This is a genomic window from Arenibacter sp. 6A1 (genome assembly GCF_012272855.1).
In the GTDB taxonomy this organism is placed as follows: Bacteria; Bacteroidota; Bacteroidia; order Flavobacteriales; family Flavobacteriaceae; genus Arenibacter.
The window spans coordinates 1-25,902 of sequence record NZ_JAAXCQ010000008.1 but is presented as its reverse complement, the minus strand read 5'-3'; the positions used below and the strand labels follow the sequence as shown (position 1 = coordinate 25,902).

At 41.6% G+C, this 25,902-nt stretch carries 22 protein-coding genes and 2 tRNA genes; 15 read left to right on the top strand and 9 right to left on the bottom strand.

What is annotated here, in order from left to right; genetic code table 11:
- Positions 1-114 precede the first annotated feature (114 nt).
- From HCG49_RS08825 to HCG49_RS08815, 3 genes are read left to right on the top strand one after another with little or no spacing between them, the layout of a single operon-like run.
- Entirely contained in the window at positions 115-543 is a 429-nt protein-coding gene (locus tag HCG49_RS08825) for a hypothetical protein (RefSeq protein ID WP_168469169.1), read from the top strand.
- A 52-nt stretch (positions 544-595) separates the two neighbouring features.
- On the top strand, positions 596-1,006 hold the full coding sequence (locus HCG49_RS08820) for a DUF2141 domain-containing protein (RefSeq protein WP_168469168.1): 411 nt from the start codon (positions 596-598) through the stop codon (positions 1,004-1,006).
- 38 nt (positions 1,007-1,044) lie between these two features.
- Positions 1,045-1,431, top strand: coding sequence for a DUF423 domain-containing protein (locus HCG49_RS08815; RefSeq protein ID WP_168469167.1), 387 nt, complete (start codon positions 1,045-1,047; stop codon positions 1,429-1,431).
- A 243-nt stretch (positions 1,432-1,674) separates the two neighbouring features.
- On the opposite strand, the gene HCG49_RS08810 is transcribed toward HCG49_RS08815, so the two are convergent.
- The 6 genes from HCG49_RS08810 to HCG49_RS08785 form a co-directional block, all read right to left on the bottom strand.
- Positions 1,675-2,031 (bottom strand): type II toxin-antitoxin system HigA family antitoxin, encoded by a 357-nt coding sequence (locus HCG49_RS08810; RefSeq protein ID WP_168469166.1) that lies wholly within the window; start codon positions 2,029-2,031, stop codon positions 1,675-1,677.
- Between the two features lie 2 nt (positions 2,032-2,033).
- Positions 2,034-2,318: a type II toxin-antitoxin system HigB family toxin gene (locus HCG49_RS08805; RefSeq protein ID WP_168469359.1), complete on the bottom strand. Its 285-nt coding sequence runs from the start codon at positions 2,316-2,318 to the stop codon at positions 2,034-2,036.
- A 415-nt stretch (positions 2,319-2,733) separates the two neighbouring features.
- Positions 2,734-2,889, bottom strand: coding sequence for a hypothetical protein (locus HCG49_RS08800; protein ID WP_168469149.1), 156 nt, complete (start codon positions 2,887-2,889; stop codon positions 2,734-2,736).
- Positions 2,889-5,126: a ferrous iron transport protein B gene (gene feoB / locus HCG49_RS08795; RefSeq protein ID WP_168469165.1), complete on the bottom strand. Its 2,238-nt coding sequence runs from the start codon at positions 5,124-5,126 to the stop codon at positions 2,889-2,891. The genes HCG49_RS08800 and feoB overlap by 1 nt, the downstream gene beginning before the upstream one ends.
- Positions 5,123-5,368 carry a ferrous iron transport protein A gene (locus HCG49_RS08790; RefSeq protein WP_168469164.1) on the bottom strand — a complete coding sequence of 82 codons (246 nt, stop codon included), beginning with the start codon at positions 5,366-5,368 and terminating at the stop codon, positions 5,123-5,125. The genes feoB and HCG49_RS08790 overlap by 4 nt, the downstream gene beginning before the upstream one ends.
- Before the next feature lie 117 nt (positions 5,369-5,485).
- Positions 5,486-6,163, bottom strand: a complete 678-nt coding sequence (locus HCG49_RS08785) for an SCO family protein (protein WP_168469163.1) — start codon at positions 6,161-6,163, stop codon at positions 5,486-5,488.
- 164 nt (positions 6,164-6,327) lie between these two features.
- Between HCG49_RS08785 and rseP the strand changes: the two genes are divergently transcribed.
- The 5 genes from rseP to HCG49_RS08760 all read left to right on the top strand — a co-directional run bounded on the left by rseP (position 6,328) and on the right by HCG49_RS08760 (position 12,364).
- Positions 6,328-7,644 carry an RIP metalloprotease RseP gene (rseP, locus tag HCG49_RS08780; protein ID WP_168469162.1) on the top strand — a complete coding sequence of 439 codons (1,317 nt, stop codon included), beginning with the start codon at positions 6,328-6,330 and terminating at the stop codon, positions 7,642-7,644.
- A 103-nt stretch (positions 7,645-7,747) separates the two neighbouring features.
- Positions 7,748-7,821, top strand: a tRNA-Asn gene (locus HCG49_RS08775).
- Positions 7,822-8,124: 303 nt separating this feature from the next.
- A tRNA-Asn gene (locus tag HCG49_RS08770) sits at positions 8,125-8,198 on the top strand.
- Between the two features lie 441 nt (positions 8,199-8,639).
- Positions 8,640-10,760: an amino acid carrier protein gene (locus tag HCG49_RS08765; RefSeq protein ID WP_168469161.1), complete on the top strand. Its 2,121-nt coding sequence runs from the start codon at positions 8,640-8,642 to the stop codon at positions 10,758-10,760.
- Positions 10,761-11,191: 431 nt separating this feature from the next.
- Positions 11,192-12,364, top strand: a complete 1,173-nt coding sequence (locus HCG49_RS08760; RefSeq protein WP_168469160.1) for a dicarboxylate/amino acid:cation symporter — start codon at positions 11,192-11,194, stop codon at positions 12,362-12,364.
- Between the two features lie 3 nt (positions 12,365-12,367).
- Here HCG49_RS08760 and HCG49_RS08755 read toward each other — a convergent pair whose 3' ends face one another.
- From HCG49_RS08755 to HCG49_RS08745, 3 genes are all read right to left on the bottom strand, one after another.
- The gene (locus HCG49_RS08755; RefSeq protein WP_168469159.1) at positions 12,368-12,820 is read right to left on the bottom strand and encodes a hypothetical protein; all 453 of its coding nucleotides are present in this window, start codon (positions 12,818-12,820) and stop codon (positions 12,368-12,370) included.
- Positions 12,811-13,374, bottom strand: a complete 564-nt coding sequence (locus tag HCG49_RS08750; protein WP_168469158.1) for a hypothetical protein — start codon at positions 13,372-13,374, stop codon at positions 12,811-12,813. The genes HCG49_RS08755 and HCG49_RS08750 overlap by 10 nt, the downstream gene beginning before the upstream one ends.
- A gap of 533 nt (positions 13,375-13,907) precedes the next feature.
- Positions 13,908-15,494, bottom strand: coding sequence for an FMN-binding glutamate synthase family protein (locus HCG49_RS08745; RefSeq protein WP_168469157.1), 1,587 nt, complete (start codon positions 15,492-15,494; stop codon positions 13,908-13,910).
- 275 nt (positions 15,495-15,769) lie between these two features.
- On the opposite strand from HCG49_RS08745, the gene HCG49_RS08740 reads away from it, so the two are divergent.
- The 7 genes from HCG49_RS08740 (at position 15,770) to HCG49_RS08710 (ending at position 25,019) form a co-directional block, all read left to right on the top strand.
- Positions 15,770-16,261: a GbsR/MarR family transcriptional regulator gene (locus HCG49_RS08740; RefSeq protein ID WP_168469156.1), complete on the top strand. Its 492-nt coding sequence runs from the start codon at positions 15,770-15,772 to the stop codon at positions 16,259-16,261.
- 132 nt (positions 16,262-16,393) lie between these two features.
- Positions 16,394-17,206: an META domain-containing protein gene (locus tag HCG49_RS08735; protein WP_168469155.1), complete on the top strand. Its 813-nt coding sequence runs from the start codon at positions 16,394-16,396 to the stop codon at positions 17,204-17,206.
- 118 nt (positions 17,207-17,324) lie between these two features.
- On the top strand, positions 17,325-18,098 hold the full coding sequence (locus HCG49_RS08730) for a glucose 1-dehydrogenase (RefSeq protein ID WP_168469154.1): 774 nt from the start codon (positions 17,325-17,327) through the stop codon (positions 18,096-18,098).
- A gap of 564 nt (positions 18,099-18,662) precedes the next feature.
- Positions 18,663-19,148: a GbsR/MarR family transcriptional regulator gene (locus HCG49_RS08725; protein ID WP_168469153.1), complete on the top strand. Its 486-nt coding sequence runs from the start codon at positions 18,663-18,665 to the stop codon at positions 19,146-19,148.
- A gap of 100 nt (positions 19,149-19,248) precedes the next feature.
- The gene (locus HCG49_RS08720; RefSeq protein ID WP_168469152.1) at positions 19,249-20,376 is read left to right on the top strand and encodes an efflux RND transporter periplasmic adaptor subunit; all 1,128 of its coding nucleotides are present in this window, start codon (positions 19,249-19,251) and stop codon (positions 20,374-20,376) included.
- Positions 20,377-20,396: 20 nt separating this feature from the next.
- Positions 20,397-23,540, top strand: coding sequence for an efflux RND transporter permease subunit (locus tag HCG49_RS08715; protein WP_168469151.1), 3,144 nt, complete (start codon positions 20,397-20,399; stop codon positions 23,538-23,540).
- 66 nt (positions 23,541-23,606) lie between these two features.
- A complete protein-coding gene (locus HCG49_RS08710; RefSeq protein WP_168469150.1) occupies positions 23,607-25,019 on the top strand; it encodes an efflux transporter outer membrane subunit in 1,413 nt (470 codons plus the stop codon).
- Positions 25,020-25,902: the final 883 nt, after the last annotated feature.

Sequence of the window (25,902 nt, the reverse complement as noted above, 5' to 3'; positions counted from 1 at the left end):
TAAATGAGCAATACCGAAAACCGGTCGCAAATACGAATGACGATATGCGAAGTACATAGCTGTACTGAGCGCAGCCGAAGTATGACCGCTAAAAAAAAACAATAGATATTACATATGAAACCAACTAAAACAAGACCCTGGTTGCTCAATATCCTTATTGTGGTAACCCTATTGGTGGTTGCCATAGCCTATACGGCACATGTTAAAAACTGGACCAAGATAGAGAAAGACTCCTTTCAGATCTTGTCCGGGATTTATTTTTTGGAAATTCCCTTTGCAGAATTGGATAGTATAAGCATGGTTAAAAAGATCCCCTCCTTGGAACGCATCAACGGATTTTCGGTCAAGGAAACAGAAAAGGGAGTGTTTAAGGACAGCATAGGGGAGAAGAAGGTGTATGTATATGTAGACAAGCTTTCCCAGCCCAAAATAAGGGTGGTGTACCAAGATTCGTTACAGCTGTTCCTTAATTTTTCGGACAGTACGGAAACAAAAGCAACCTACGATTTTTTAGCGCAAAAAATTAATTTGGCCAAGGAGTAAATCGGGTTTATTTTGGCTTTATATTTGCAAATCAAATAGTTACTATAAAGCCATGAAACAATTATTGCTTCTTTTTCTATTCTTGCCCTTGGTGGCGATGTCTCAATACAAGCTCTCGGTAGAGGTGCAGGGGGTATCCTCGGACAAAGGCAAGATCAGTGTTGCCGTATATAATGAGGCGAACGGATTTTTAAAATTCGACAAGGTTTTTAAGACAGACAGTACGGTTGCCAAGGAAAAAATAACCAAAGTGGTGATAGACGATTTGCCCAATGGGGAATATGCGGTAGCGGTTTTCCACGACGAAAATAGCAATGATACCCTAGACACCAATTGGTTGGGGATTCCCAAGGAAGCCATAGGTTTTTCCATGGCTAAAATGAAAACTTTTGGTCCCCCTGGCTTTAAAGATTGTGCCTTTGAGGTGCACGGGGATATGAATATAAAAGTTTGGTTTAATTAGCCTGCTTCCTTTCCTTATATTTATCCCTAAAAAAATATATGGTTCTTTTGGCACAGTTTATCGGCGCACTTTATGGTTTATTGGCAGTAATTTTTGGTGCCTTTGGGGCGCATGCTTTAAAAAAGATCATGAGCGAAGAGCAGTTAAAAAGTTTTGAAACCGGTGTAAAATATCAAATGTACCACGCCATAGTGTTATTGGTTTTAGGGTTTAATTTCAATTTGGAAACCTCTTTAGAACGCAGCATGGTCTATTGTTTTATCCTAGGAGTGTTCTTGTTTTCCTTCAGCATTTACGGACTTTGTTTAAGTGCTGCCAAAGGAAAAAAAATGCGGTTTTTAGGCCCTATTACGCCATTGGGCGGACTCTTATTAGTGATCGGTTGGGGGCTGTTGCTATATTCCTTTATCCAAAACATAGTCTAGGAAGGCGTACTTTCCTGAGGAAGGTTGGCCGTTTTTAGACATTGTTAATTCGTTGCTGTTTACTGTAAAAGTTTTGGGCGTTTCCCTAAGGGGTCGGGCTCTTCGCTATATCCCTTGCTCCGCTGCGGGGATGCCGCTGCGATCCCTAACGCATCTACAATAAACAATTTGGCAATGACTCAATCTGCCAAGAAAGAAATAAGGTAGGATGTATAATGACTACAGAGTAGCTGTTACTTATTTTTAATACTCTTGAACTAAAACTTCAGTCGGAATATGTAGGCTTGTGTTCAGTTTTCTAATGATATCCAAAGTCAGTTTGCGTTTTTTACTTAGAATTTCACTGACTCTACTTTTATATCCTACAACGGCTACCAGGTCTTTTTGTTTCATGCCTAATTGTTCCATTCGGAATTTAATGGCCTCAATAGGGTCAGGCATGGCCATGGGAAACTGTTCGTTTTCGTAGCGGTCAATCAGAATGGAAAGGATTTCTAATTCATCGCCATGTTCAGATCCTTTTTTAGCATCAAAAATTATCTCAAGGCGGTCGAGAGCGTTCTGATAGTCTTCTTCGTTTCTAATAGGTTTTATGTTCATGATTAGATGTTGTTTGAATCTATTTTATCGTATTCCGCGTGAGTACCAATAAAACGTATCCAACATATTTGGTATTCAAAGTTGAATTTTACAATCAAACGATAATTATTGCCTTTTATGTTATAAACTATTCGATTGTCTTTTAGAATACTTGCGCTTGGATACTCACTTTTTAATTCATTAATGTTATTCCAATTAGATTTTTCGGTTTCTCTGAACCATGATTTTAGTTGCTGTTCGCAATCAGCATGTTTTACCCAAAAATCTCGTAAAATTCGTTTAGCGATTACTCTCGCATCACAATTCTTTCACTCAAAGATACTAAATAGTTACCAATATGGTAACAAACATTTTTTAACACTGTAGTTAGAGTAAGATATAGTATTAAAAAATCTTTCTATTTGTAGAATAATGGCATAGACATCGCTTGGCTGGCCACCCACGGCAAATGCAACTCGGTGTATTTGAGGTGTGATCCTCTTTTTTCTTTTCTCTCTTCTCTCTTTTCACAGAATCCCGCGTTAGCTATTGCAGCGGCATCCTTTTTTAGAGGGCCAAGGGGCCTTTAAAAAAGATATAGCGGAAAGAGCGACCCGCTAGGGGAACGCCCAACTTAAAAAAAGGGGTATTATTCACCACAATTGGCAGAGCTGTCTATAGGCCAAGAAAATGGGCAGGGTGGGTTTGTTCCTACTACTGATACTAGGAACAACCGCAACCGCCGTCGCCACAATTCTTTTTATTGTTCTTTCTTTTGCCGGCAAATAAAGACTTGGGCAAGAAGAATTTCTTGGTGATATATCCTACAGCCAGGGCCAAGGTAATATAGACTAGAATATGTTGAATTATGTTCATCATTACTTTAATAGTTGATACGCTATTAATGCTATAATATACGCAAAAAGACTCATAAATACTAGTTGGGCGGCTGGCCATTTCCAGGTGCCCGTTTCGCGTTTTACAATGGCTAAGGTACTCATACACTGCATGGCAAAGGCGTAGAACAGCAATAGGGAAATACCGGAAGCCAGGTTAAACAATGGCTTTTTGGTAACCGAATCTATTTCGGCGCCCATTCTGTTTTTAATGGTTTCTTCCTCGTCGCTACCCACACTGTAAATAGTGGCCAGGGTACCTACAAACACCTCTCTTGCGGCAAAGGAAGTCAGTACGGCAATACCAATTTTCCAATCGTATCCCAAGGGGCGTACAATAGGTTCTATGGCCTTGCCCATATATCCCATATAGGAATTCTCTAATTTATGGCCTGCTATTTCCTGGTTTTTGGCCTTTTGGAACAAGATTTCTTGCTTTAACGCTAGGGAATCTTGAAGGGCCTGGGCAGTAATAGTATAAGTTTTTTGTTGTATGCTGTCTTGTAAGGCTGCTTTATATGCCGTAAGGTTTTCGGTTATATTATTGTTGTTATAATCGGTAAAGCCTTCTTTTTCAATCCTGTTCGCTACAATGGTCTCGGCATTTTCAAAGTCGTCTGCATAGCCGTTAGAGCCCAAGAACCATAGGATAATAGAAAAAGCCAAGATTATTTTACCAGCCCCTAGGACAAAACTTTTAGTCTTTTCCCAAACGGTATAGACCACATTTTTTAGTAGGGGGAGTTTGTAATTGGGCATTTCCATCACAAAAAAGGACTTCCCTTTTATTTTCATGATTTTATTGAGGATCATGGCCGAAACAATCGCCGCCCCAAACCCAATAAGGTACAGGAACATAAGGGTCAATGCCTGATAGCTGAGTCCCAAGAATCGGCCTTCGGGAATGACCAGGGCAATAATAATCAGGTACACCGGCAAACGGGCAGAACAGGTGGTAAAGGGAGTGACCAATATGGTGATAAGGCGTTCCTTCCAGTTTTCAATGGTTCTGGTGGCCATAATGGCCGGGATAGCACAGGCGGTACCGGAAATTAACGGTACCACACTCTTACCGCTCAATCCAAAGGGACGCATTAAACGGTCCATTAAGAATACCACTCTACTCATATAGCCCGACTCTTCCAAGAGGGCTATAAAAAGGAATAAAAAGGCAATTTGAGGGATAAAAATAACGACTCCCCCAATACCGGCGAGGATACCCTCGGCGACTAGGTCGGTGAAGACCCCAGGCGGTAACGTATCTTTTACCCATTCACTGGAAGAGGCAAAAAGCTCGTCTATGAAATCCATTGGGTAGCTGCTCCAATCGTAGATCGCTTGGAAAATAGTGAGCAAAATCACAAAAAAGATCAAGTACCCAAAAACCTTATGGGTCAAAATCTTGTCCAAACTGGCCCGTAGGCCTTTGGCGGCATTAATATCGACCTTATAGGCCTGTTTTAAGATGCCGTTTATAAATTGATATCGTAGGATGGTTTCCTTTTGCTGTAAGCGCTTTAATTCTGGCTTGGATTTGGTAGCAAAATCGGACGGTATCTTGATAGGGGTCTTCTCTATGGGCATAAAGTTGACGTCCTGGGTGATGACCAGCCACAACTTATATAAATCTTCCTTGGGGAAGGTGTCCTTTAGTTTGTCAAAATAGGCGGGAGCAATAACGGTAGTATCGATCACCGGCCCTACAGAAAGGTTTTTATAATCGGCTATTAGTTCCTTTATACGGTCTATACCCGTACCTTTTCTGGTACTGACCAAGGCAATTTTAGTATCTAGTTTTTCTTCTAGGAGGTCTATATCCAGGGAAATCCCGGTACGGCTCATCCTATCGGCCATATTGATGACTAGGATGGTAGGGATTTTAAGATCCTTTATTTGGGTAAACAGTAACAGGTTACGCTTTAGGTTCTCTACATCGCTAATTACGACGGCAACATCCGGATAGTCCTTGTCGTTCTTGTTCAGCAATAATTCTACCGCCACACTTTCGTCCAAAGAGGTCGTATTAAGGCTATAAGTCCCGGGTAAATCCAGGATATGGGCCTTTACGCCCCTTGGCAGTTTGCAAACACCTTCTTTTTTCTCTACGGTGATGCCCGGGTAGTTGCCCACCTTTTGTTTTAAGCCAGTAAGTTGATTAAAAACGGAGGTTTTACCAGTGTTGGGGTTGCCTATTAATGCAACCTTGATCTGTTTACTCATAGTAAGGGAGAATCTTCAATGATTTCTAACTCTATTAATTCTGCCATGGCACGCCTAATGGCGATGTGCGATCCATTGACATTAATATAAATGGGGTCCTTTAAAGGGGCTACCTGAACCAATTCTATTTCATTGCCGGGCAAACATCCCATTTCCAATAGTTTTATGGGAAGTATTCCTTCGGCAAATTCTTTGATGATTCCCCTTTGCCCTCGTTTTAAATGTGCTACGGTTGTAATCAATTTTTATTTAGATTGATTTTAATTAAGAGCAAAAATAAACAAAAAGCGCCATTAAAGGGGGAAAATAAATTAAAGAATTCTTAAAATTTCTCCATTTATGGGGAATGTATTGCTATTTTATTTTTTCTGGTAAGACGATTTTAGGATTTCCAAGTCTTCCAATAATTTTTCTATATCCTCGGATTTTGTCCCGTCATAAAAACCTCTGATTCTTCTTTCCTTGTCGACCAGGATAAAGTTCTCGGTATGGATCATATCGTAGGGACCGCCATCGCCATCGGTTTTAACCGCCATATACGATTTTCTTGCCATTTCGTAGAGTTCTTTCTTATCGCCCGTGACCAAGTTCCATTTGTGGTCCAAGACGCCTTGTTCCAGGGCATATTCTTTTAATTGGGGTACAGAATCGATATCCGGGGTAACCGTATGTGAAAGCAACATCACCTCCTCATCATTTAAGATCTTTTGTTGGATGTCGGCCATATTTTTGGTCATAATAGGGCAAATGGTAGGGCAGGTGGTAAAGAAAAAATCGGCTATATATATCTTGCCCTCATAATCTGCCTGGGTAATCTCTTTTCCGTTTTGGTTCACAAAGGAAAAATCGGCTACGGTATGGTATTTCTTAATGTGCTGCATGGTAGTGTCTACCAACTCAAAGTTTACCATGGCAGGTTGGTAGATCGGTAGTATTTTCTGGGGCTGCAGGGCGTGATAGAACAAAAAAACGATGATGGAAGAAACAATAAAAAGGGCTATCCCCCTAGATTTTAATTTACTGAAATAAGAAAGCATGTTTTTTTTTACAAAGGTAGACTACACGGTACGACATTTCAAGGAAAAGGGGGGTGTTTTGCTGCTAATTGTTTCTTAAAAATTAGTACGCCTTCATAGTTTCTTTTTTTAAGACTTTCTAAAAATGTACTTTTGTTTGTTTTATAAAATTAAACAGAGATTTAATGACAGTAGCAATTCAGATAGTACAGTTTGTACTCATCATATCCATTTTGGTCATTCTTCACGAATTGGGCCATTTTCTTCCAGCAAAATATTTTAAAACCAAAGTAGAGAAGTTCTATTTGTTTTTCGATGTAAAGTTTTCACTTTTCAAAAAGAAAATAGGCGATACCGAATACGGTATCGGGTGGTTGCCTTTGGGCGGTTATGTCAAGATCTCGGGAATGATAGACGAGAGCATGGATACCGAACAGATGAAACAAGAGCCCCAACCATGGGAGTTCCGTTCTAAGCCAGCTTGGCAACGTTTAATTATAATGACCGGTGGAGTTATTGTAAACTTTTTGTTGGCATGGGGAATTTATACGGTGTTATTGTTTAGCAATGGGGACAGCTATATTCCGTCTGACAACTTAAAATATGGAATCGTAGTAGATTCTATTGGTGAGCAATTGGGACTGAAGACCGGAGATCAGATTTTGGCGGTCGATGATAAAAAGACCAAAAAATTTACCGATGCCAAGTTAGATATCATCCTTGGAGACAAGATTACGGTAAATAGAGATGGAGAACAATTAACCTTTCCATTATCGGATGAGGGGAAAGAAACGGTCTTTTCTACTTTGGGCAAGAATTTCCTAGGGTACAGGTCCAAGGCTAAAATAGCTTCGGTAGTAGATACTATGGCAGCCAAAAAGGCCGGAATATTGGTGGGAGATGAGATTTTAGCGGTCAATGGCGAGGAAGTGATCTATTGGGACCAGTTTACCAAAATCATCAAGGCATCGCCTAATAAATCCTTGGCGCTTCAGGTAAAACGCGATGGTGGCATTAAGGAATTGCAATTACAGGTGCCAGAAGAGGGCGTTATCGGGGTATTATCAGATACAGAAGACCTATGGGTTACCGATGAGTACGGCTTTTTTGCGGCCATCCCTGCAGGTTATAACAGAACCATACAAGTACTGACAGATCAGATACGACAGTTTAAGGTAATCTTTAATACCAAAACAGGCGCTTATAAGCAGGTAAAAGGACCTATCGGAATTGTAGAGCTGATGCCAGAAACTTGGAACTGGTTGTTCTTCTGGAATTTTATGGCGATGTTCTCGGTATGGTTGGCATTTTTAAATATTCTGCCGATTCCGGCCTTGGATGGTGGACACGTGATGTTTTTGTTATACGAGATGATTTCGGGTCGTAAACCAAGTGAAAAAGTATTGGAAACAGGACAAATTATTGGTTTTGTGATCCTTATGGGGCTAATGGCAGTAGTGTTTGGGAACGATATCTGGAATATTGTGAAGCGATTTATTTAGGCCTGGAAACAAAAACCGATATTTTTTAAAAAAGTTTCGGTTTTTGTTTGGGGAATCTAAAAAAGCTTCTATCTTTGCACCCGCTAAGGCAATATAATAACACTCCTCCTTAGCTCAGTTGGTTAGAGCATCTGACTGTTAATCAGAGGGTCCTTGGTTCGAGCCCAAGAGGGGGAGCAGCTTTACAAAGAGCTACACGAAAGTGTAGCTCTTTTTTTTTGCCCAATAGTCATTGCAAGCAGAACGCAGTGGTGCGCGGCAATCTGTTCGAGAATGGACCGTCATTGCGATCGGAACAGAGTGGAGCGCGGCAAGCTGTTTAATTGGAACAAGAATTATACAGCTTGCTTGATCCCTTACTATCTTGACTAAATTCACTTTAAAAAACTTTAACAAAAATAAGGCGTAAAATTATTTTGGATTCGATTGGTAGTTTTAAAATTCCTATTATATTTGCAGCCGCTAAGGCAAATATAACACTCCTCCTTAGCTCAGTTGGTTAGAGCATCTGACTGTTAATCAGAGGGTCCTTGGTTCGAGCCCAAGAGGGGGAGCATAGCGACGAAAAGCCACTCATTTGAGTGGCTTTTTTCATTTTGAAAATCTTGGGCGAGAAGTTTACCCTGAGCGTAGTCGAAGGGAGCCCAAGAGGGGGAGCAGCTTTACAAAGAGCTACACGAAAGTGTAGCTCTTTTTTTTTTGCCTAAGGGTCATTGCGAGCGCAACGCAGTGAAGCGCGGCAATCTGTTGAATTAGGACACGAAAGGAGCAGATTGCCGCGTCGTTCCTTCTTGGGAATGACAGTAGAAAGAGTCATAGCACACAAAACGCAGTGAAGGGGCCCTACACTAGAAAATCACTACTAAATACCCTGCTTTTAACCCATTTTTTCCTGGGTAACTCCTAGAGAAATATGCCCAATCCCTTGGGAAGCCTTATTCTTATCGTTAAATTGGGGATTTTTAAATTTTAAACGAAAAAGAAAAAGATATTTGATGTTAAAAACAAGACTTTTCCCCACTTTACTAATCTCTTTATTAACTACCATTGTTATAGCACAGGAACGTGTTAGCTCAGTCAGCCAAATGATGGTTGATATAGCACTTTCCAATCCATCCAAGGAAATAAACAACGGAATAGCGGAGGTAAAAGTTACAGGGGGCAAAGCACCTTATAAGTACAAATGGAGTGATCCCCAAACAGCATTGGACGAAAACACCGCTGCAGGGTTAATAGAAGGTATGGAACATGCTGTTAGTGTTACCGATGCGGACGGGAATACCTTTTCTAAAACATTTACTATTCCGGCAAAATCCATCACGGAGATATTTAATAGCAATGTGCAGCCGGCAGTAGATTATTTGGGCGCTATTTTATTTTGGGATCCCTTTGCGGCTATAGGAGTTTATGACCCGGTGGTATATAGTGATAAAAGTACCGTAGTAGTTCCTTTGGAGGAAGCTACCAATGAAAATTTTACCTTAGAAAAATGGTTGGTGTCCGAAGGGGCGACTGTTGAAAAAGGACAGGAAGTTGCTCTTCTAAGGGGTGATGATGCTAAGGAAATAGTTGTTTATGCAACCGCAAATGGAGTTGTAGGGCAGCTAGTAAAGGAAGGGACTCTTATCGCTGACACTAGAGATGGACTTTCCATGAGTGCTATTAAGATAGCGGACATTCAATATGAGACGCCGCAGCCATTGTATTATCCGAATGGAGATATAAAAACCACAACGATTCCCTTTATCGTCATTTGGTTAATTCTAGGAAGTATATTCTTTACATTCCGACTAAAATTTATCAATATAAGAGGGTTTCTACACTCTATAGATCTGGCAAAAGGGAAATATGACGACCCCAACGCTCCCGGTACCATCACCCATTTTCAAGCGATGGCAACCGCTACATCGGCCACAGTAGGCCTAGGAAATATTGCAGGGGTGGCCGTAGCGATCTCCTTAGGAGGTGCAGGGGCAACATTTTGGATGTTTACCGCCGGTTTCTTTGCCATGTCCCTAAAATTTGCAGAATGTACCTTGGGCGTAAAATATCGTTTTATCGATGATGAGGGGCGGATTTTTGGCGGACCGATGAATTATTTGCGCTATGGATTGGAAAAACGAAACTATAAGAAGCTAGGAAAATTTCTTGCAGCCCTTTTTGCTATTTTGGGAATCGGTGCTTCTTTTGGTGGGGGCAATATGCTGCAATCTAACCAGGCATTTAAAATAGTATCCGAACAGCTTCCTTTTTTACAAGAACACGGTTTTTGGTTTGGAGTGGGGTTTGCCTTCCTAGTAGGGATGGTCATCATTGGTGGAATTAAAAGTATTGCCAAGGTAACGGAGAAAGTCGTTCCGTTTATGGCAATCCTATATGTGTTGGGCTGTTTGGTGGTCATAGGGACTAATATAGAAAATATTGGATGGGCGGTTCGCTCTATTATAGATGGGGCCTTTTCTGCCCAAGCCTTAAAAGGTGGATTCATAGGAGTACTGATCATAGGGTTGCAACGGGCTGCCTTTTCTAGTGAAGCCGGGGTTGGTTCCGCAGCCATTGCCCATAGTGCCTCAAAGACCAACAATCCCATCGCTGATGGATTTACCTCCTTGGTGGAGCCTTTTATAGATACTATGTTGGTGTGTTCTATGACTGCTTTGGTGTTGATTTTTACAGGGAAGCACGAAGTATATGGCCTGGGAGGGGTAGAGCTCACCTCCGATGCTTTTGGTAGCGTGGTTTCTTGGTTCCCAATGGTGTTGGCCGTGGCGGTATTGTTGTTCGCATTTTCTACAATGGTGTCTTGGTCTTATTACGGGATGCGCTCGTGGACCTATTTATTTGGTCGAAGCAAAAAACTAGAGATGGTTTATAAAGTATTGTATTTGGTATTTGTGGTGCTAGGGGCATCTGTGAGCCTTGGGGCAGTATTGAGCTTTGCAGATATGATGATCCTAGCGATGTCATTTCCCAATATTATAGGACTGTATATTCTGTCGCCCGAAATAAGTGCCGACATGAAGGTGTACTGGGAAAAACTGAAGCAAGGAAAACTCTATATCAATCCTAAGTTCCGCGAAAAAGAAGAAGTGCTTAGTGAAAGTGTTTCAGAGTAATTAGAAAATAATTAATAAGTGGGGGTAGCTTCTTAAGAATATGCCGTTCCAAATACATCATTAATCTTTACAAAGGGCTATACGAAAGTGTAGCTCTTTTTTTTCCTAATGGGTATTGCGAACGGAACGAAGTACAGTGTGGCAATCTGTCCCCTTTTCAAACCCTAGCCCCGAAGTGTTAAATTTTAGATTAGTAAAATTTTTGGAATGATTTCTATCCCATTGGATGTATCTTAGCGAACTTACTAAGTAAGAAGGGATTTTAAAAAGTATATCATTGCTTTAGCTTATAAAAAGAGGACATTTAGGTGTTTCGGCAGGTATCGGGTAGGGGGCAAAAAGGCCTTTTACTTTGAAACGGCCCCTCTGGGAAAAGCGGATAAAGCCACTTTTTAAACATCCTTTTTCATATTATATCGCATAAATTACAAATGAAACGTCTTTTTTCGAACCTATTATTTAAAGTCTTTTTAGCCATTGTATTGGGAATCATTTTTGGACTCGTGTTGCCCGAATCGGTGAGCAGGGTATTTGCAACCTTTAATGCGTTCTTTGGCCAATTTCTAAACTTCTCTATTCCCTTGATTATAATGGGACTTATTATGCCCGCGATATCAGACCTTGGGAAGGGTGCCGGAAAGCTGTTGTTGTTAACGGCTGCTATTGCCTACGGATCTACGCTTTTTTCTGGCTTTATGACCTACTTTACCGCCTCCGAAATTTTCCCAACCCTCCTGGAATCCCATGCCAATAATGCCGCTAGTATTGCCGATTCTGGTATAGAACTACTGCCTTATTTTAGTATCAATATTCCACCTGCCATCGATGTGATGACGGCTTTGGTACTGGCTTTTGTGATAGGTTTAGGCTTGTCTTATCAAGAGAAGTCGACCTTAGGGGATATGGTAAAGGATTTTCAGCTCATTATCATGCAGCTAATAGAAAAGGTCATCGTACCTCTTTTGCCACTTTATATTTTGGGAATCTTTGCCAGTATGGCCTATAATGGAACGGTATTTTCGGTACTATCGGTCTTTGTCACCATTATAGGGGTCATTTTTGCCCTGCATATCCTATTGTTGTTGTTGCAATACAGTATCGCCGGAATGCTTACAAAAAAGAATCCTGTACGTTTGTTGGTCACCATGATGCCGGCCTATTTTACGGCTTTGGGAACTCAGTCCTCGGCAGCAACCATACCGGTTACCTTAGAACAAACCTTAAAGAACGGGGTGTCCGATAAAATATCTGGATTTGTGGTGCCCTTATGTGCTACCATTCACCTTTCGGGGAGTATTATGAAAATTACGGCCTGTGCCATGGCATTAATGATTTTACAGGGCATTCCGTTTACCTTTACCTTGTTTGCCGGGTTTATATTTATGCTTGGCATTGCGATGATTGCAGCACCAGGGGTTCCTGGGGGAGCGATTATGGCCGCTGTAGGTATATTGCAGTCTATGTTAGGTTTCGATGCAGAAATGCAAGGACTTATGATTGCCTTGTATATTGCTATGGATAGTTTTGGTACGGCTTGTAATGTTACCGGCGATGGTGCCATTGCCCTAGTGGTTAATAGGCTCACCAAATCGGTGCCTGCCTAAACACTATTTTTTTCGGTAGCTTGTAGGAGAGTATCGTCGTAGGTATACCTTGGCGTAGGCAATTTTCCGTTTGCGGGTAATTTTGTAAATAGTGAACGTCACTAGGAACGAAATGCTGGCTGCCGTGCCCAAAGCACCACCGTACCCCTCAAAATAATTGCTGGTATGAAGGAAGAAAAGCGAAAATACCAGTCCCGTAATCCCTATAAATCGGTAACCCGATACGATTCTGGAGGATGGCATCCCAATAAAAGTACCCCCAAAGAATAGGATGGGAATGTTTTGGGTTAAGCGTGGCGATAGTAGTTGGGGAAAGACATAAAAAAATCCGGCTACCACTAAGCTAAGGATGGCAGAAGCCCTCACCGGACCTTGGTTTAACTTGTTGCTGACGGCAAAAGCCAATACGGCGCCCAGGGTGCCAGAGAGAATAAGGATACTATTTTCTATAACCATTCTACCAGTATATACATTATAAAAGCGGCTAGGGTTACGCCCCCAAAAGCGATGCTGCCCAGCTTACCGCTAACCCCCTGAAAAACATTCTTGGTCATTACTAGAACAAGCCCCGATAGTATTCCCGCTACCCCAATAAACATATAGTCTGGGGCAATGCTTTTGTGAGACATGCCCACAAAACAGCCACAATAAATGGCCGTAGGAGCCAACTGCAAAAGGCTGCTTTTTTTATTGAGGGAGGGAAGAAAAGAAGCGATAGTCCCTACCATAGCGGCGGCAAAAACTGGGCCGGGAGACCAATAAAGCTGTATGGAATATGTCAGAACCCCGCCTAAGACCACAAATGCGACCGTAGAGAGATCGGTTATAAAAGCTGTTCTATGAAATATTGGAAGTTTAGGGTGGGCCACAACAGTAAAACAGAGGACAAGGAAAAGGATACATAGCACAGTATTGGTGCTTATGTTGTCCATAAAAATGGCCGATATAAACAAAGCATGTACCACTGCTAGTAAAGAAAAAGGGAGAATACGGGTAATCGTTACTTTCAAAACAGTCCTATTTGGCGGCTGGCCTTTAAAAATGAAGCACAAAAGTATTTCATTTTAAAAGCTTCAACCAAGGGATTACCCTTTTTAACAATACTTTCTTAAAACGAAAATTTAAATGCTGGATATCGCATATTTTTTTTTGGGCGTTCCCTCCTGCGTCGGGCGGGCACTTGGCTATATCCCTTGCTGCGCTGCGGGGATGCCGCCGCGGTCCCTAACGCGATTTAATGTAGCAATGAATCAATGTAACCATTAGTGGATGGCTAATGGGAAATGAGAACCATGATTTAAAATGATTCAAGGATGGAAATGTGGCAATTTGTAATATAGCATTGCACTTCCCAAGTGAGTGTTGATAGGTTATTCGGGTAGGACCAATCCTTCATTGGTATATACCTTAGAATAGCGCATTGCTAATTTCTGAAGCCTTTATAATGTTGCAATATTTAGTTGGCAAAAGTCATTTTAGGGGGTAAATCCCCCGATCTGGCGGGGGAGATACTGTTCAGCGTTTATTGTTTCTACCTTGTGTATTACATGATTCTGGTAAGCTGATAGAATCGCTGATAACTTTCTGGAATGGTGGCCGTATGTAGCAAGGAGCCTTCTTTTATATAAGGATAAATCTCGTCATAGGTCTTTACATTATACATGCCCACCCTTTTGCTAATATGGTTACGCGTCAGCTCGTGTGGACCATTGAGTCCGGCAGCAGCGACCAGCTCCAGGAAACTGTGGATGGTAGCTTCGTGGTAATTTTTCACTCTAGGTGCTTTATCTTCTACTACAAGACCTTTTACCAGTGATTTCTTTTGCGTGGCCACTCCAACTGGGCAATCATTGGTATTACATTTTAAGGCTTGGATACAACCAACCGATAACATAATGGCTCTGGCACTATTACAACCGTCGGCACCCAAGGCAATGGCCCTGGCCATATGGAAGCCGGTAATGATCTTTCCGGCCACAATAACTTTTATTTCATTTCTAAGTCCAAATCCTACCAAGGTATCGTGGACAAAAATCAGCCCTTCTCTCAACGGCATTCCCATACTATTGGAGAATTCTACCGGCGCGGCACCGGTACCGCCCTCACCGCCGTCGACAGTGATAAAATCGGGGCGTATTCCCGTATGGATCATAGCCTCACAAAAATCCATGAATTCTTGTTTACGGCCTATACACAGTTTAAACCCAATAGGTTTCCCATCGGACAGTTCCCGTAGCTTGTGAATAAAGTACATGAATTGTATAGGGTTGGAAAATGCGGAGTGCGACGGTGGGGAATGCACTGCGATATGTGGTTTTATATGTCTGATCTTGGCAATTTCCTCGGTGTTTTTAGAGGCCGGCAAAATTCCCCCATGTCCGGGCTTGGCTCCTTGGGACAATTTTATTTCTATCATTTTTACCTGTGGCCGAATAGCATTTTCCCTAAAAGTGGTGGGGTTAAAGGTGCCGTCATCGTTTCTACAGCCAAAATACCCGGTTCCTATCTGCCATATCAAATCCCCGCCGTGCTCTAAATGGTAATCGCTAATGCCGCCCTCCCCGGTATTATGGGCAAAATTTCCCATTTTTGCTCCTTTGTTCATCGCCAAAATAGCATTCTTGCTCAAGGAGCCGAAACTCATCGCGGAAATATTCAGGAGACTCGAAGAATACGGTTGCTTACAATCTTTGCCGCCAATGACCAAACGCGGGAACTTACCAATTTCCTTGGGATTGTTTTTGGCGTACATAGAGTGCTCCATCCATTCGTAACCCGAATGGTAGATATCCATTTGGGTACCAAAGGGCTCGGTGTCCGTGGTGCCTTTGGCCCGGCGATATACCAAAGACCTTAAAATACGGTTCAATGGCCTTCCTTGGGTATCGGTCTCTACAAAATATTGCATGATTTCGGGACGGATAGATTCTAATACATACCTAAAACGACCAATTAAAGGGAAGTTTCGTCTTATGGTATGTTTTTTCTGAAAAATATCAAAAAGCCCCATGAAGACCAAAGGCCCTACCAATAATAAGACCCATAAAATAGGGGTCCAAATGAAGGCAATACCCGTAATGACCACTAAGGTAAGTGCCGAGATTACTAGAAACTTTTCACGTACTTGCATACTATAGATGATTTGTTATATTTTTAGTGTAAATCGAGTCACAATGTACCAAATAAAACAATATACTCCCAATTTAAAAATTATAGGGGGTATAATCGAGTGGGAGCGGGACTAATAAAAGAGAGACCTAGCTTTTAGTGCCATCATGGGCATTGAATTTGTTTTCTAAAAGATTTTTAAGATAAGTTCAGACATGAAACATCCATTTAAAACAGGGAAGTTGTGTATGTTTGTACAACAAATTTTACTACTTTTTTAAAAAACTAGGTGCCATAATGAATAATGTGTCAGACGATAAAAAACAACTTATAGAAGAAATAGGTCTTGCTTTGGAAGAGCGAATGGGAATATCGCCCTTGGCTGCCAGAATCTATGCCTTATTGATACTATCGTCTTATGAAGGGCTAACCTTCGAAGCAATAAGAGAGATTATTGGCGCTAGTAAGAGTTCTACCTCTATAAATATAAATGTGCTTTTACAGCTAAAACATATAGAGTACTACACCAAGCCTGGCGATAGAAAAAGATATTTTAAGGGGTCTAAGTACTTCCAGATAAATTTTTTAAAACAGCACGAAGAATCTATAGGGGGTGAAATTAGTCTTATTGAAAAAATCATTGCCTTTAATGAAGTTCATTATCCAGAAAAGTTTGTCCATGAGAAGTCCCTTGGAAAGATTATGCAAAAATATTTAAAAGCCCACCAAGAACTTATAAGGAATACCCTCGTAGAACTAGACGAGTATAAGGAAAACGAAAATTCGTAACAGACATATTTTTAGTGTCTTATGTGTTTTATTAGAATATTTAACTAAACTTTACATTTTTTGGTTCGAAACATTACGAACTAAATAATAATTTTGTGTGAAGAAAAATTCTAAACTAAAGTAACAAGAGATATGAAAACACAATTAGCTACTTTTATATTACTGGCCATTACTGCCGTAAGCTGTAATTCTACTAAACAGACAATCAAAGAAGAAGTATCCGATACCGCCAAGGAAGCAATCACCGATACCAAATGGGTGTTGACGGTTCTTGAGGGGGCTACCGTAGGGGCTACCGAAAATGGAAAAGAACTTCACTTTGTACTGAATAGCAAAGACAATACCATAAATGGTTTTTTTGGTTGTAATATCGTAAATGGGTCTTATACCCTAGAAGCTGGTAACAGAATTCGTTTTGAAAATTTGATCACGACCCGTATGGCGTGTCCAGATGCTGAAGTAAACGAAGCCGAAGTACTAAATGTTTTGGGAATGGTAGATAACTATACCCTTAATGGTGATACTATCATGTTAAATGTAGGGAGAAGGGCACCATTGGCTGTTTTTACTAAAAAAGCAACTCCAACCAACGGCATCACCGAAAAATATTGGAAACTAAAGACCTTGGAAGGGAAAGAGGTTGTAATGGGCGAAAATCAAGAGAAAGAGGTCTTTTTTAGACTAAACGGAGCAGAAAATAGCGTTGCTGGTTTTGCCGGCTGTAATTCTTTTGGGGGGACATTTACTTTGGAAGAAGGAAACCGTATTCGTTTTTCCAATTTTATCACGACTATGATGGCATGTCCGGATGTTGATTTTAACGAATCAGAATTTTTACAAATATTTGAATTGGCCGATAACTATACTATTCAGGGCGATACCTTGATGTTGAACGTTGGAAGAAGAGCTCCTTTAGCGGTTTTTGAGGCGATTTATATGGAATAGCCACAGGTTCTAGGGCTAACATATGTATAGACCAATCAAAAAAATGCATTAGAGGATTTGTACAACCTACATAAGATACAAGATTAGATTTTTTAAATACTACCTTAAAACCTTATCTATGGACACTTCTAAATTTTTTGACTTAAAAGGGAAAATAGCCATCGTTACCGGTGGTGCGAACGGTATAGGAAAGGCGAGTTGTAAAATACTGGCCGCTTATGGAGCCCAAGTGGTGGTATCCGATTACAATTTGGAGGCGGCACAACAGGCGGCTCAAGAAATTGTTGCCGATGGTGGAAAAGCAATCGCTATAGATTGCGACGTTACCAAAGATGAGGCGCTGGTACATTTGGTTGATAAAACCATAGCGGCTTATGGTCAAATACATATTTTGGTCAATAACGTTGGCGGAGGTGGTGCCGGAAGGGAAAACCCCAATCAGATAGATGTGTCGCAATTTAAAAAAGTATTCGAAATGAATGTTTTTAGTATGTGGCGCCTATGTCAGTTGGTAGCCCCGCATATGAAAGAGGCTGGTTATGGCAGTATTATTAATATGTCTTCCATGGCATCGATCAATAAGAGTCCGGCTATTAGTGCCTACGCATCTTCTAAAGCCGCGGTAAACCACATGACCAGAAACTTGGCCTTCGATTTTGGTCCGGAAATAAGAATCAACGCCATTGGTCCGGGAGCTGTTCGTACCCAGGCCCTAAAAACCGTGTTGACACCGGAAATTGAAAAACGGATGCTGGCCCATACGCCATTGCAGCGCCTAGGAGAAGTAGAAGATATCGCAGGTGCGGTATTGTACTTCGCCGCACCCATTTCTAATTGGGTAAGCGGACAGGTGTTGTTTGTGAATGGCGGTGGAGAACAGACCTTGGGTTAAAGATTCTAGTGATACATATTTTAAAAAGCAGTTGCCGACGGCAACTGCTTTTTTTGTTGTGTGCCGTGGACCTGTTTAATTAACTATCATATTTTTAAAACTGTAATTGTTCTTTAATTAGCATAAGTCATATCGCCCGTTAGTCCCGCACTTTGGCGTGGGAGGTGCTATTCACCAATCACTGCTTTCACTGTTCACCGTTTACCGATTACTGCCAACTGCCCACTGATTTCAGCGTTAGGGATTGCAGCGGCATCCTTTTTTAAAGGTCCTGTGGTCCTTTAAAAAAGATACAGCGAAAAGCCCGACCCGATAGGGGAACGCCCAAACTAACATTGTTACCTAGTGAAAAATCATCCTATTTCCTTAGGAACCCTTGTTCCTACTGCCAATTATATTGATCTGAACAACTCGTAAGGGCGTTGGGCATCGTTATCTAAAGGGTCTTGATTAGTACGCATTTAGGTTTTTTGGAAGCTCGTAATTTCATTTAACAAATATTTAAACCTTCTTGGTTCGTATCATTGCGAACTAATCGTATATTTGCATCCAAAATCAAATGTAATGCTGGATAAATACAAGGAAAAAAGAATACTGATCGAGGAAATGGGGGTGACCCTAGAGGAGCGGGCAGATCTGACGCCACTGGCTGCAAGAATCTATGCTGCGTTGATTCTTTCCTGTTATGAAGGGTTGCTGTTTGAAGAAATTATAACGATAACCCAGGCAAGTAAAAGCTCCGTGTCTAACAACTTAAACATTTTAGTGCAACTTAATTATGTGGAGTATTATACCAAGCCGGGGGATCGGAAACGTCGTTTTAGAACATCGAAATATTATGTTAGAAATGCCATGGAGCAGTATGAGAAACTTATAGTGAGGGAATTGGATATGGTTAAAAAGATCAATGCCTATAATAAGGCATACAATCCCCAAAAGTTTAACAATGAGAATTCGGTGGGAATCTTATTTCAAGAATATTTGACTGAACAGCGAGAAAAAATTAATACTACTATAGAAGAAATCACAAAATTTCAAGAACAATCTTAAGCACCTCTTTATTTTAAAATCAGCATAATCATAAATTGTTCGCAACCGCGGATGATGATATGCGAATTACATACGACCTAAAAACAATAAACATCTACCTATGAAAAGAATTATTAATTATTCATCTTTATTATTCGCGGCTTTCTTTATCCTTTCCTGTGGCGACGATAAGAATACGCAAAATATGGCGGCAGCTAGGGCAGCCTTACCATTCCCAGTGATTTCTGTGCCCACCCAAACGGTAACATCGTTTACCTCCTACCAATCGAATATAGAAGGTATTGTAAATAGTGAGGTCCGTGCAAAAATTACCGGTTATATCACCGAAGTATTGGTAGACGAGGGAGAAAAGGTTCGCAAAGGACAGCCTCTTTTTAAATTAGAGACCCAATCTATGAGCCAAGAGGCAGCGGCCGCAAAAGCGAATGTCAATGCTGCCCAGGTAGAAGTAGACAAGCTAAAGCCATTGGTTGCAAAAAACATTATCAGTCAGGTGCAATTAGAAACGGCCAAGGCAAAACTACAACAGGCGAAGAGCAGTTATAACAGTATTGCCGCCAATATAGGGTATGGTACTATTGTGAGTCCGGTAGATGGTTATGTGGGTACAATACGCATGCGTACCGGAGCATTGGTGAGCCCTACAAACCAAAATCCACTTACCGTAGTTTCCAATACCAGTAAGGTATATGCCTTTTTTTCTATGAATGAAAAGGAATATCTGAACTTTATACAAAACGCAAAGGGCACTACCAAAGAAGAAAAAATTGCCAATTTTCCGGCAGTAAGCTTGGTTTTGGCCAATGGGAAGGAATACGACCAAAAAGGAATCATAGAAACTATTAATTCCCAAATAAACCCCAATACGGGAACGATTACCTTCAGGGCGCTTTTTGAAAATTCTAATGGATTGTTGAACAATGGGAATAGCGGTACTATAAAAGTTCCCTCGGTATTCGAAAATGCCATTGTGGTTCCTCAGGAGGCTACTTTTGAACAACAGGATAAGACATTCTTATATACTGTTTCGGAAGACAACACCGTATCGGCACAGCCTATTACTATAAAAGCAAGTGTAGACAATCTGTATGTGCTAGAATCAGGGGTGCCAAAAGGAGCTACTATTGTTTCTAAAGGCGTAGGGAAACTTAGAAATGGAAGTGCTATCACCCCTCAAAAGATAGACTTTGCCGGAACAACGCAGCTTATAAAAACTGAGTTTCAATAATAAACTAATAGTAAGAAACGATGCTTAAAACTTTTATCACGCGTCCCGTATTATCTACGGTGATCTCAATTATAATTGTGATTTTGGGAGTATTGGGATTGAGTTCCCTTTCAGTAACCCAATATCCGGATATTGCCCCACCTACCATTCAGGTAACGGCCAGTTATCCTGGCGCCTCCGCGGCGACCATTTTGGAAAGTGTTATTATTCCAATCGAAGAACAAATTAATGGGGTAGAGGGAATGACCTATCTTACCTCTACAGCTACCAATAACGGAACTGCTGCCATCACCGTATATTTTAATCAGGATGTAGATCCAGATATTGCTGCGGTAAACGTACAAAACCGTGTTGCCCGTGCCAATCCATTATTGCCACAGGCAGTAAGACAAACGGGGGTACTTACCCAAAAGCAACAGACCAGTGCCTTAATGTTCCTTAGTTTTTTCAGTACTTCGGAAAATTATAACGATATTTTCTTGCAGAATTATCTAAAAATAAATGTCGTGCCTGCTTTTCAGCGTGTAGAAGGGGTAGGTGATGTGAATGTATTTGGAAGCAAGGACTACGCCATGCGTGTTTGGTTGCAGCCCAATAAAATGGCTGCCTATGGTTTATCGCCTTCCGATGTTACCGCTGCCATAAACGAACAGAGTCAGGAAGCTGCCGCCGGTACATTCGGTGAAAACGATGGGGAGGCTTTCTCCTATGTAATTACCTACGACGGTCGTTACCGTACCGAAGAGCAATATGGCAATATTGTCGTAAAAGCCTTGGGTGATGGGGAGTACTTACGCCTAAAAGATGTTGCAAAAATTGAATTGGATGCACAGTCCTACGCTACTAGTGCTAATACCGATGGGCACCCTAGTGTGGCGCTGGCTATTTACCAGACCCCTGGATCTGATGCGCAACAGATTATTGAAAATGTAAAGGCTGAATTAGAAGTTCTAAAAAAGGATTTTCCAGAAGGTGTAGACGTAGTAATTCCTTATGATACCAACGAATTCCTTAACGCCTCTGTAGAAAAAGTTACCCATACCTTAATAGAGGCCTTTATATTGGTCTTTATAGTAGTGTTCGTTTTCTTGCAAGATTTTAGGTCTACCTTAATTCCGGCCATAGCGGTTCCGGTATCTATTATAGGAACCTTCTTTTTCCTAAACCTTTTTGGATATTCTATAAACCTATTGACGCTTTTTGCCTTGTTATTGGCCATTGGTATTGTGGTAGATGATGCCATTGTGGTCGTTGAGGCGGTACACGCCAAGATAGACGAAGGTGCTAAGGATATAGAAAAGGCTACCATTGGTGCCATGAGCGAAATTTCCGGAGCCATTGTTTCTATTACATTGGTAATGGCTGCCGTATTTGTACCGGTTACTTTTATTACCGGTCCGACCGGAGTTTTTTATGAGCAATTTGGGGTCACCCTTATCGTGGCCATCCTTATATCGGCCGTGAACGCGCTTACCTTGAGTCCGGCATTATGTGCACTTTTGCTAAAGCCACATAGTGAGGAAGAAAAGAAAAAAACCTATCTACAGCGATTCTATACAGCCTTTAACGCTGGTTTCGATGCAACGATAAGACGCTATGGGCAGTCATTGGGCTTCTTGTACAAGAACAAATGGGTAACCGGACTAATTCTTATAGGTTCTGTAGTAGGTATTGTGTGGGTAGCGAACACCACCCCATCTGGCTTTGTACCTGATGAGGATAGAGGGTTGGTATTTATCAACGTGGAATTGCCTCCAGGGGCATCTGTGGATAGGACTGCCGAGGTAAACCGTGAAATTTATAGCAAAGTTAAAGACTTGCCCGGGGTTAATGGGGTAACGCTTATTAACGGAATAAGTTTAATTAACGGTGCAGGGAACAACTACGGTCTAGGGTTTATTAAATTGGACAATTGGAACGATCGTAAAACCGACGACCTATCGGTGCAGGCCATTACCGCGAAACTATTCGGTATTGCTGCTACCATTCCCGATGCTAATATTATATTTTTCTCGCCTCCGAGTATTCCAGGATTTGGAAACTCTGCCGGGATAGAAGTGAACCTCTTAGATAAAACTGGTGGTAACTTTAGCGATTTGGATCGTGTCAACCAAGAGTTTATTGGGAACCTGATGCAGCGCCCAGAATTTAAATATGCACAGTCTTCCTTTAGTACCAAGTATCCGCAGTATAAGCTAGATATCAACGTACCGTTGGCAAAGGATTATGGTGTTAATATCAACAGTATATTTAATACGTTACAAGGGTATATCGGTGGTATTTATGCGGCAGATTTTTCAAGATTCGGGAAACAATACCGTGTGTACATACAATCTTTACCGGAAAGCAGGTCCGAGTCTAAAGATTTGAACAGTTTATTTGTGAAGACCAAAAGTGGAGAAATGGCCCCTATTACGCAGTTTGTAAGTGTAGAAAGGGTATTTGGACCGCAATCGGTAACCCGTTTCAACCTATTTAATTCTACGAAGGTTTCAGCGGCCGTAAATCCTGGTTTCAGTACCGGGGATGCTATTGCTGCCGTAGAAGAAGTTTCTCAAGAGCTCCCCGCGAATTTTAGTACCGCGTATTCGGGACTTACCAGAGAAGAGATTAAGGCTGGCGACCAAACAACCCTTATCCTAATCTTGGTAATTGTATTTGTGTACTTCTTGTTAAGTGCCCAGTACGAAAGTTACTTGCTGCCATTAACGGTATTGTTTTCATTGCCATTGGGTATTTTTGGAGCCTTTATTACCACCAAATTGGCCGGATTGGAAAATAACATTTATTTCCAGATAGCGCTGATCATGCTGATCGGACTCTTGGCAAAGAATGCTATTCTGATCGTAGAGTTTGCTATTCAGCGAAGGAAAAACGGAGATAGTATTTTTGATTCCGCAGTAGAAGGAGCAAAGGCCAGGTTACGACCAATTTTGATGACTTCCTTTGCCTTTATATTTGGTTTGTTGCCATTGGTGTTTGCAACCGGAGTAGGTGCCGAAGGGAACCGAGCAATTGGTACAGGTGCTGTAGGTGGACTACTGATAGGTACTATTTTAGGGGTTTTTGTAATTCCTATCTTGTTTATACTATTCCAGTGGCTGCAGGAAAAGGTGAGTAGAAAATCAAAGAATCAAGAATTAGAAATTACTGAAGAAGCCTAATAGAATTACATACCTGTACTGAGCGTAGTCCAAGTATGACCATTAAAAAACAATAAATATCTCCGTATGAAATCGATACGAATAACAAAATATATCATTATTGCCAGTATGCCCATACTTTTGGTATCGTGCTTCTCGGCAAAGGAATACGTCCAGTCGGACGAAGCTGTCCTTCCCGAGGGAACGGCTACCTATAGAACCGATCAGCTGTCGCAAGATAGTTTGTCCATGGCCGAGGTTTCTTGGCGAGAGCTGTTTACAGATCCCGTACTGACCCAATATATAGAGAGGGGCCTAGAGAATAATATCGATATTCGCGTAGCCCTGCAACAGATCGTTGCTGCAGAGGCCTATGCTAAACAGGCGAAGGCAGGGTATTTCCCTACCCTGTCTGCCAATGCGAGGTATACCCATCAGGAATTGGCAAAGAACAGTCCAATGGGCGCATTTATGGGCAGTTCTCAAGACCAGTACGAACTTACGGGCAACCTAGCTTGGGAGGTCGATGTTTGGGGAAAGATCCGCAGTAACAAAAGGGCTTTTCAGGCTTCTTATCTGCAAACGGTTGCCGCCCACCAAGTGGTAAAAACAAGGCTTATTGCCAATATAGCATCGGTGTATTACCAATTGCTAACGGTAGATGAGCAGATTGCGGTTACACAGGAAACCGTAGCCACTAGAAGAAATAGCTTGGAAACGACCAAGGCTCTTATGGAGGCGGGTACGGTTACCCAGGTAGGGGTAAAGCAAACAGAGGCGCAACTTTATACGGCCGAAGCTATTTTGGTCGATTTAAAGAATCAGGCTTTTTTGCTAGAAAATTCCTTGTCCATATTATTGGGGGAGTCGCCTAATAATAAAGAACGTGGTACTTTAGAAGAGCAACAGATTACGACCGAGCTGGTGGCAGGGGTACCGGCGCAGTTATTGGCGAACCGTCCCGATGTTATCGCGGCAGAACTGCAATTGCGTCAGACTTTTGAGCTTACCAATGTGGCAAGGAGTAATTTCTATCCGGCCTTGACCCTCTCGGCAGGCGGTGGTTTCCAAAGCCTAGAATTCGATCAGCTTTTTAGTGCCAATTCCCTTTTTGCAAACCTGGTAGGCGGCTTGGCCCAACCTATTTTAAACGGCCGGAAGATCCGTACCCAGTACGAGGTGGCCAAGGTGCAGCAAGAACAGGCAAGGTTAAACTTTAAGCAGGCAGTGCTTACGGCCAGTAAAGAAGTGTCAGATGCAATGTTTACCTTTAATACTGCCAGCGAAAAAATTGCGATCAAGCAGAAAGAATACGATGCCTACGCCTTGGCGGCCGAGTATTCCCAAGAGTTATTGAACAATGGTCTCGCTAATTATCTAGAAGTATTGCGGGCTCAGGAAAATGTGCTCAATACCAATCTAGATCTGGTGAACGCCAAAAATAGACAGTTGCAATCTGTGATAGATTTGTACGCAGCATTGGGCGGCGGATGGAAATAAACCGACAATCATCCACGGCATAGTTCCTATACAAGGGAATAGGAAGCCATGCAGATAAAACCTTTGGGCCTCATACTCGTTATGGGGCCTTCTTATTTCCCGTCATTTTATGCTGTGCGCGGAGCTGTGGTTAAGAACACCGATTATAGGTCTGCACGGCAAAAATTGTTGCGGGCAGCCCCTAGGTATCGTTGAGGTGCACTCCTTATATATAGGTATAGGAATTTGGGCGTTCCCCTAGCGGGTCGGGCTTTCCGCTGTATCTTTTTTAGCCGGCGCTGCCGCTAAAAAAGGATGCCGCTGCAATCCCTAACGCTTTTTGTAATGTGAAAATGTAACAGTTGTTCAATGTAACAATTGTTTAAAGTAGCAATGAGTAATGTAGCTTTAACATTATTATCGTTTACCATAGTCTAATGAATAGCCTGTTCCGCAAATGGCATGTTTCGCAAAGTCTCCGACTTTGCGGTGCATTAGTTCAAGGTTCAAAATGATGTATGTCGAGAAGTCGTGAGACTTTTCGGAGCGAGTTTCGATTTTTATTACTTTATAAAATACTTATATTAAAGCGGTTAAAATTAAAATGGGGGTAAGGGTGTAAAAACCTTGTAAAAAACCTTGTCAGTTTTAGAAAGTGGCGTACCTTTGCCGTCCGCTAGCGAGGCAGTGCCGCGCAAACGGAAAAGGCGTTAAGAGCGCGATGTTCATTGAGTTTTGTTTCCATTATCAGCTAAGCAAAAAGAAAGAATTTAATTTTTTCAAAAAAGCTTGCCAGGTAAAAAAGAAGCTGTACATTTGCAGCCGCTTTGGGAGACAGGGCGAAGAAGAAAAGAATAAAAAGTTCATAGACATATTGTAAAGACAGCGTATTTCTGATCTGGCG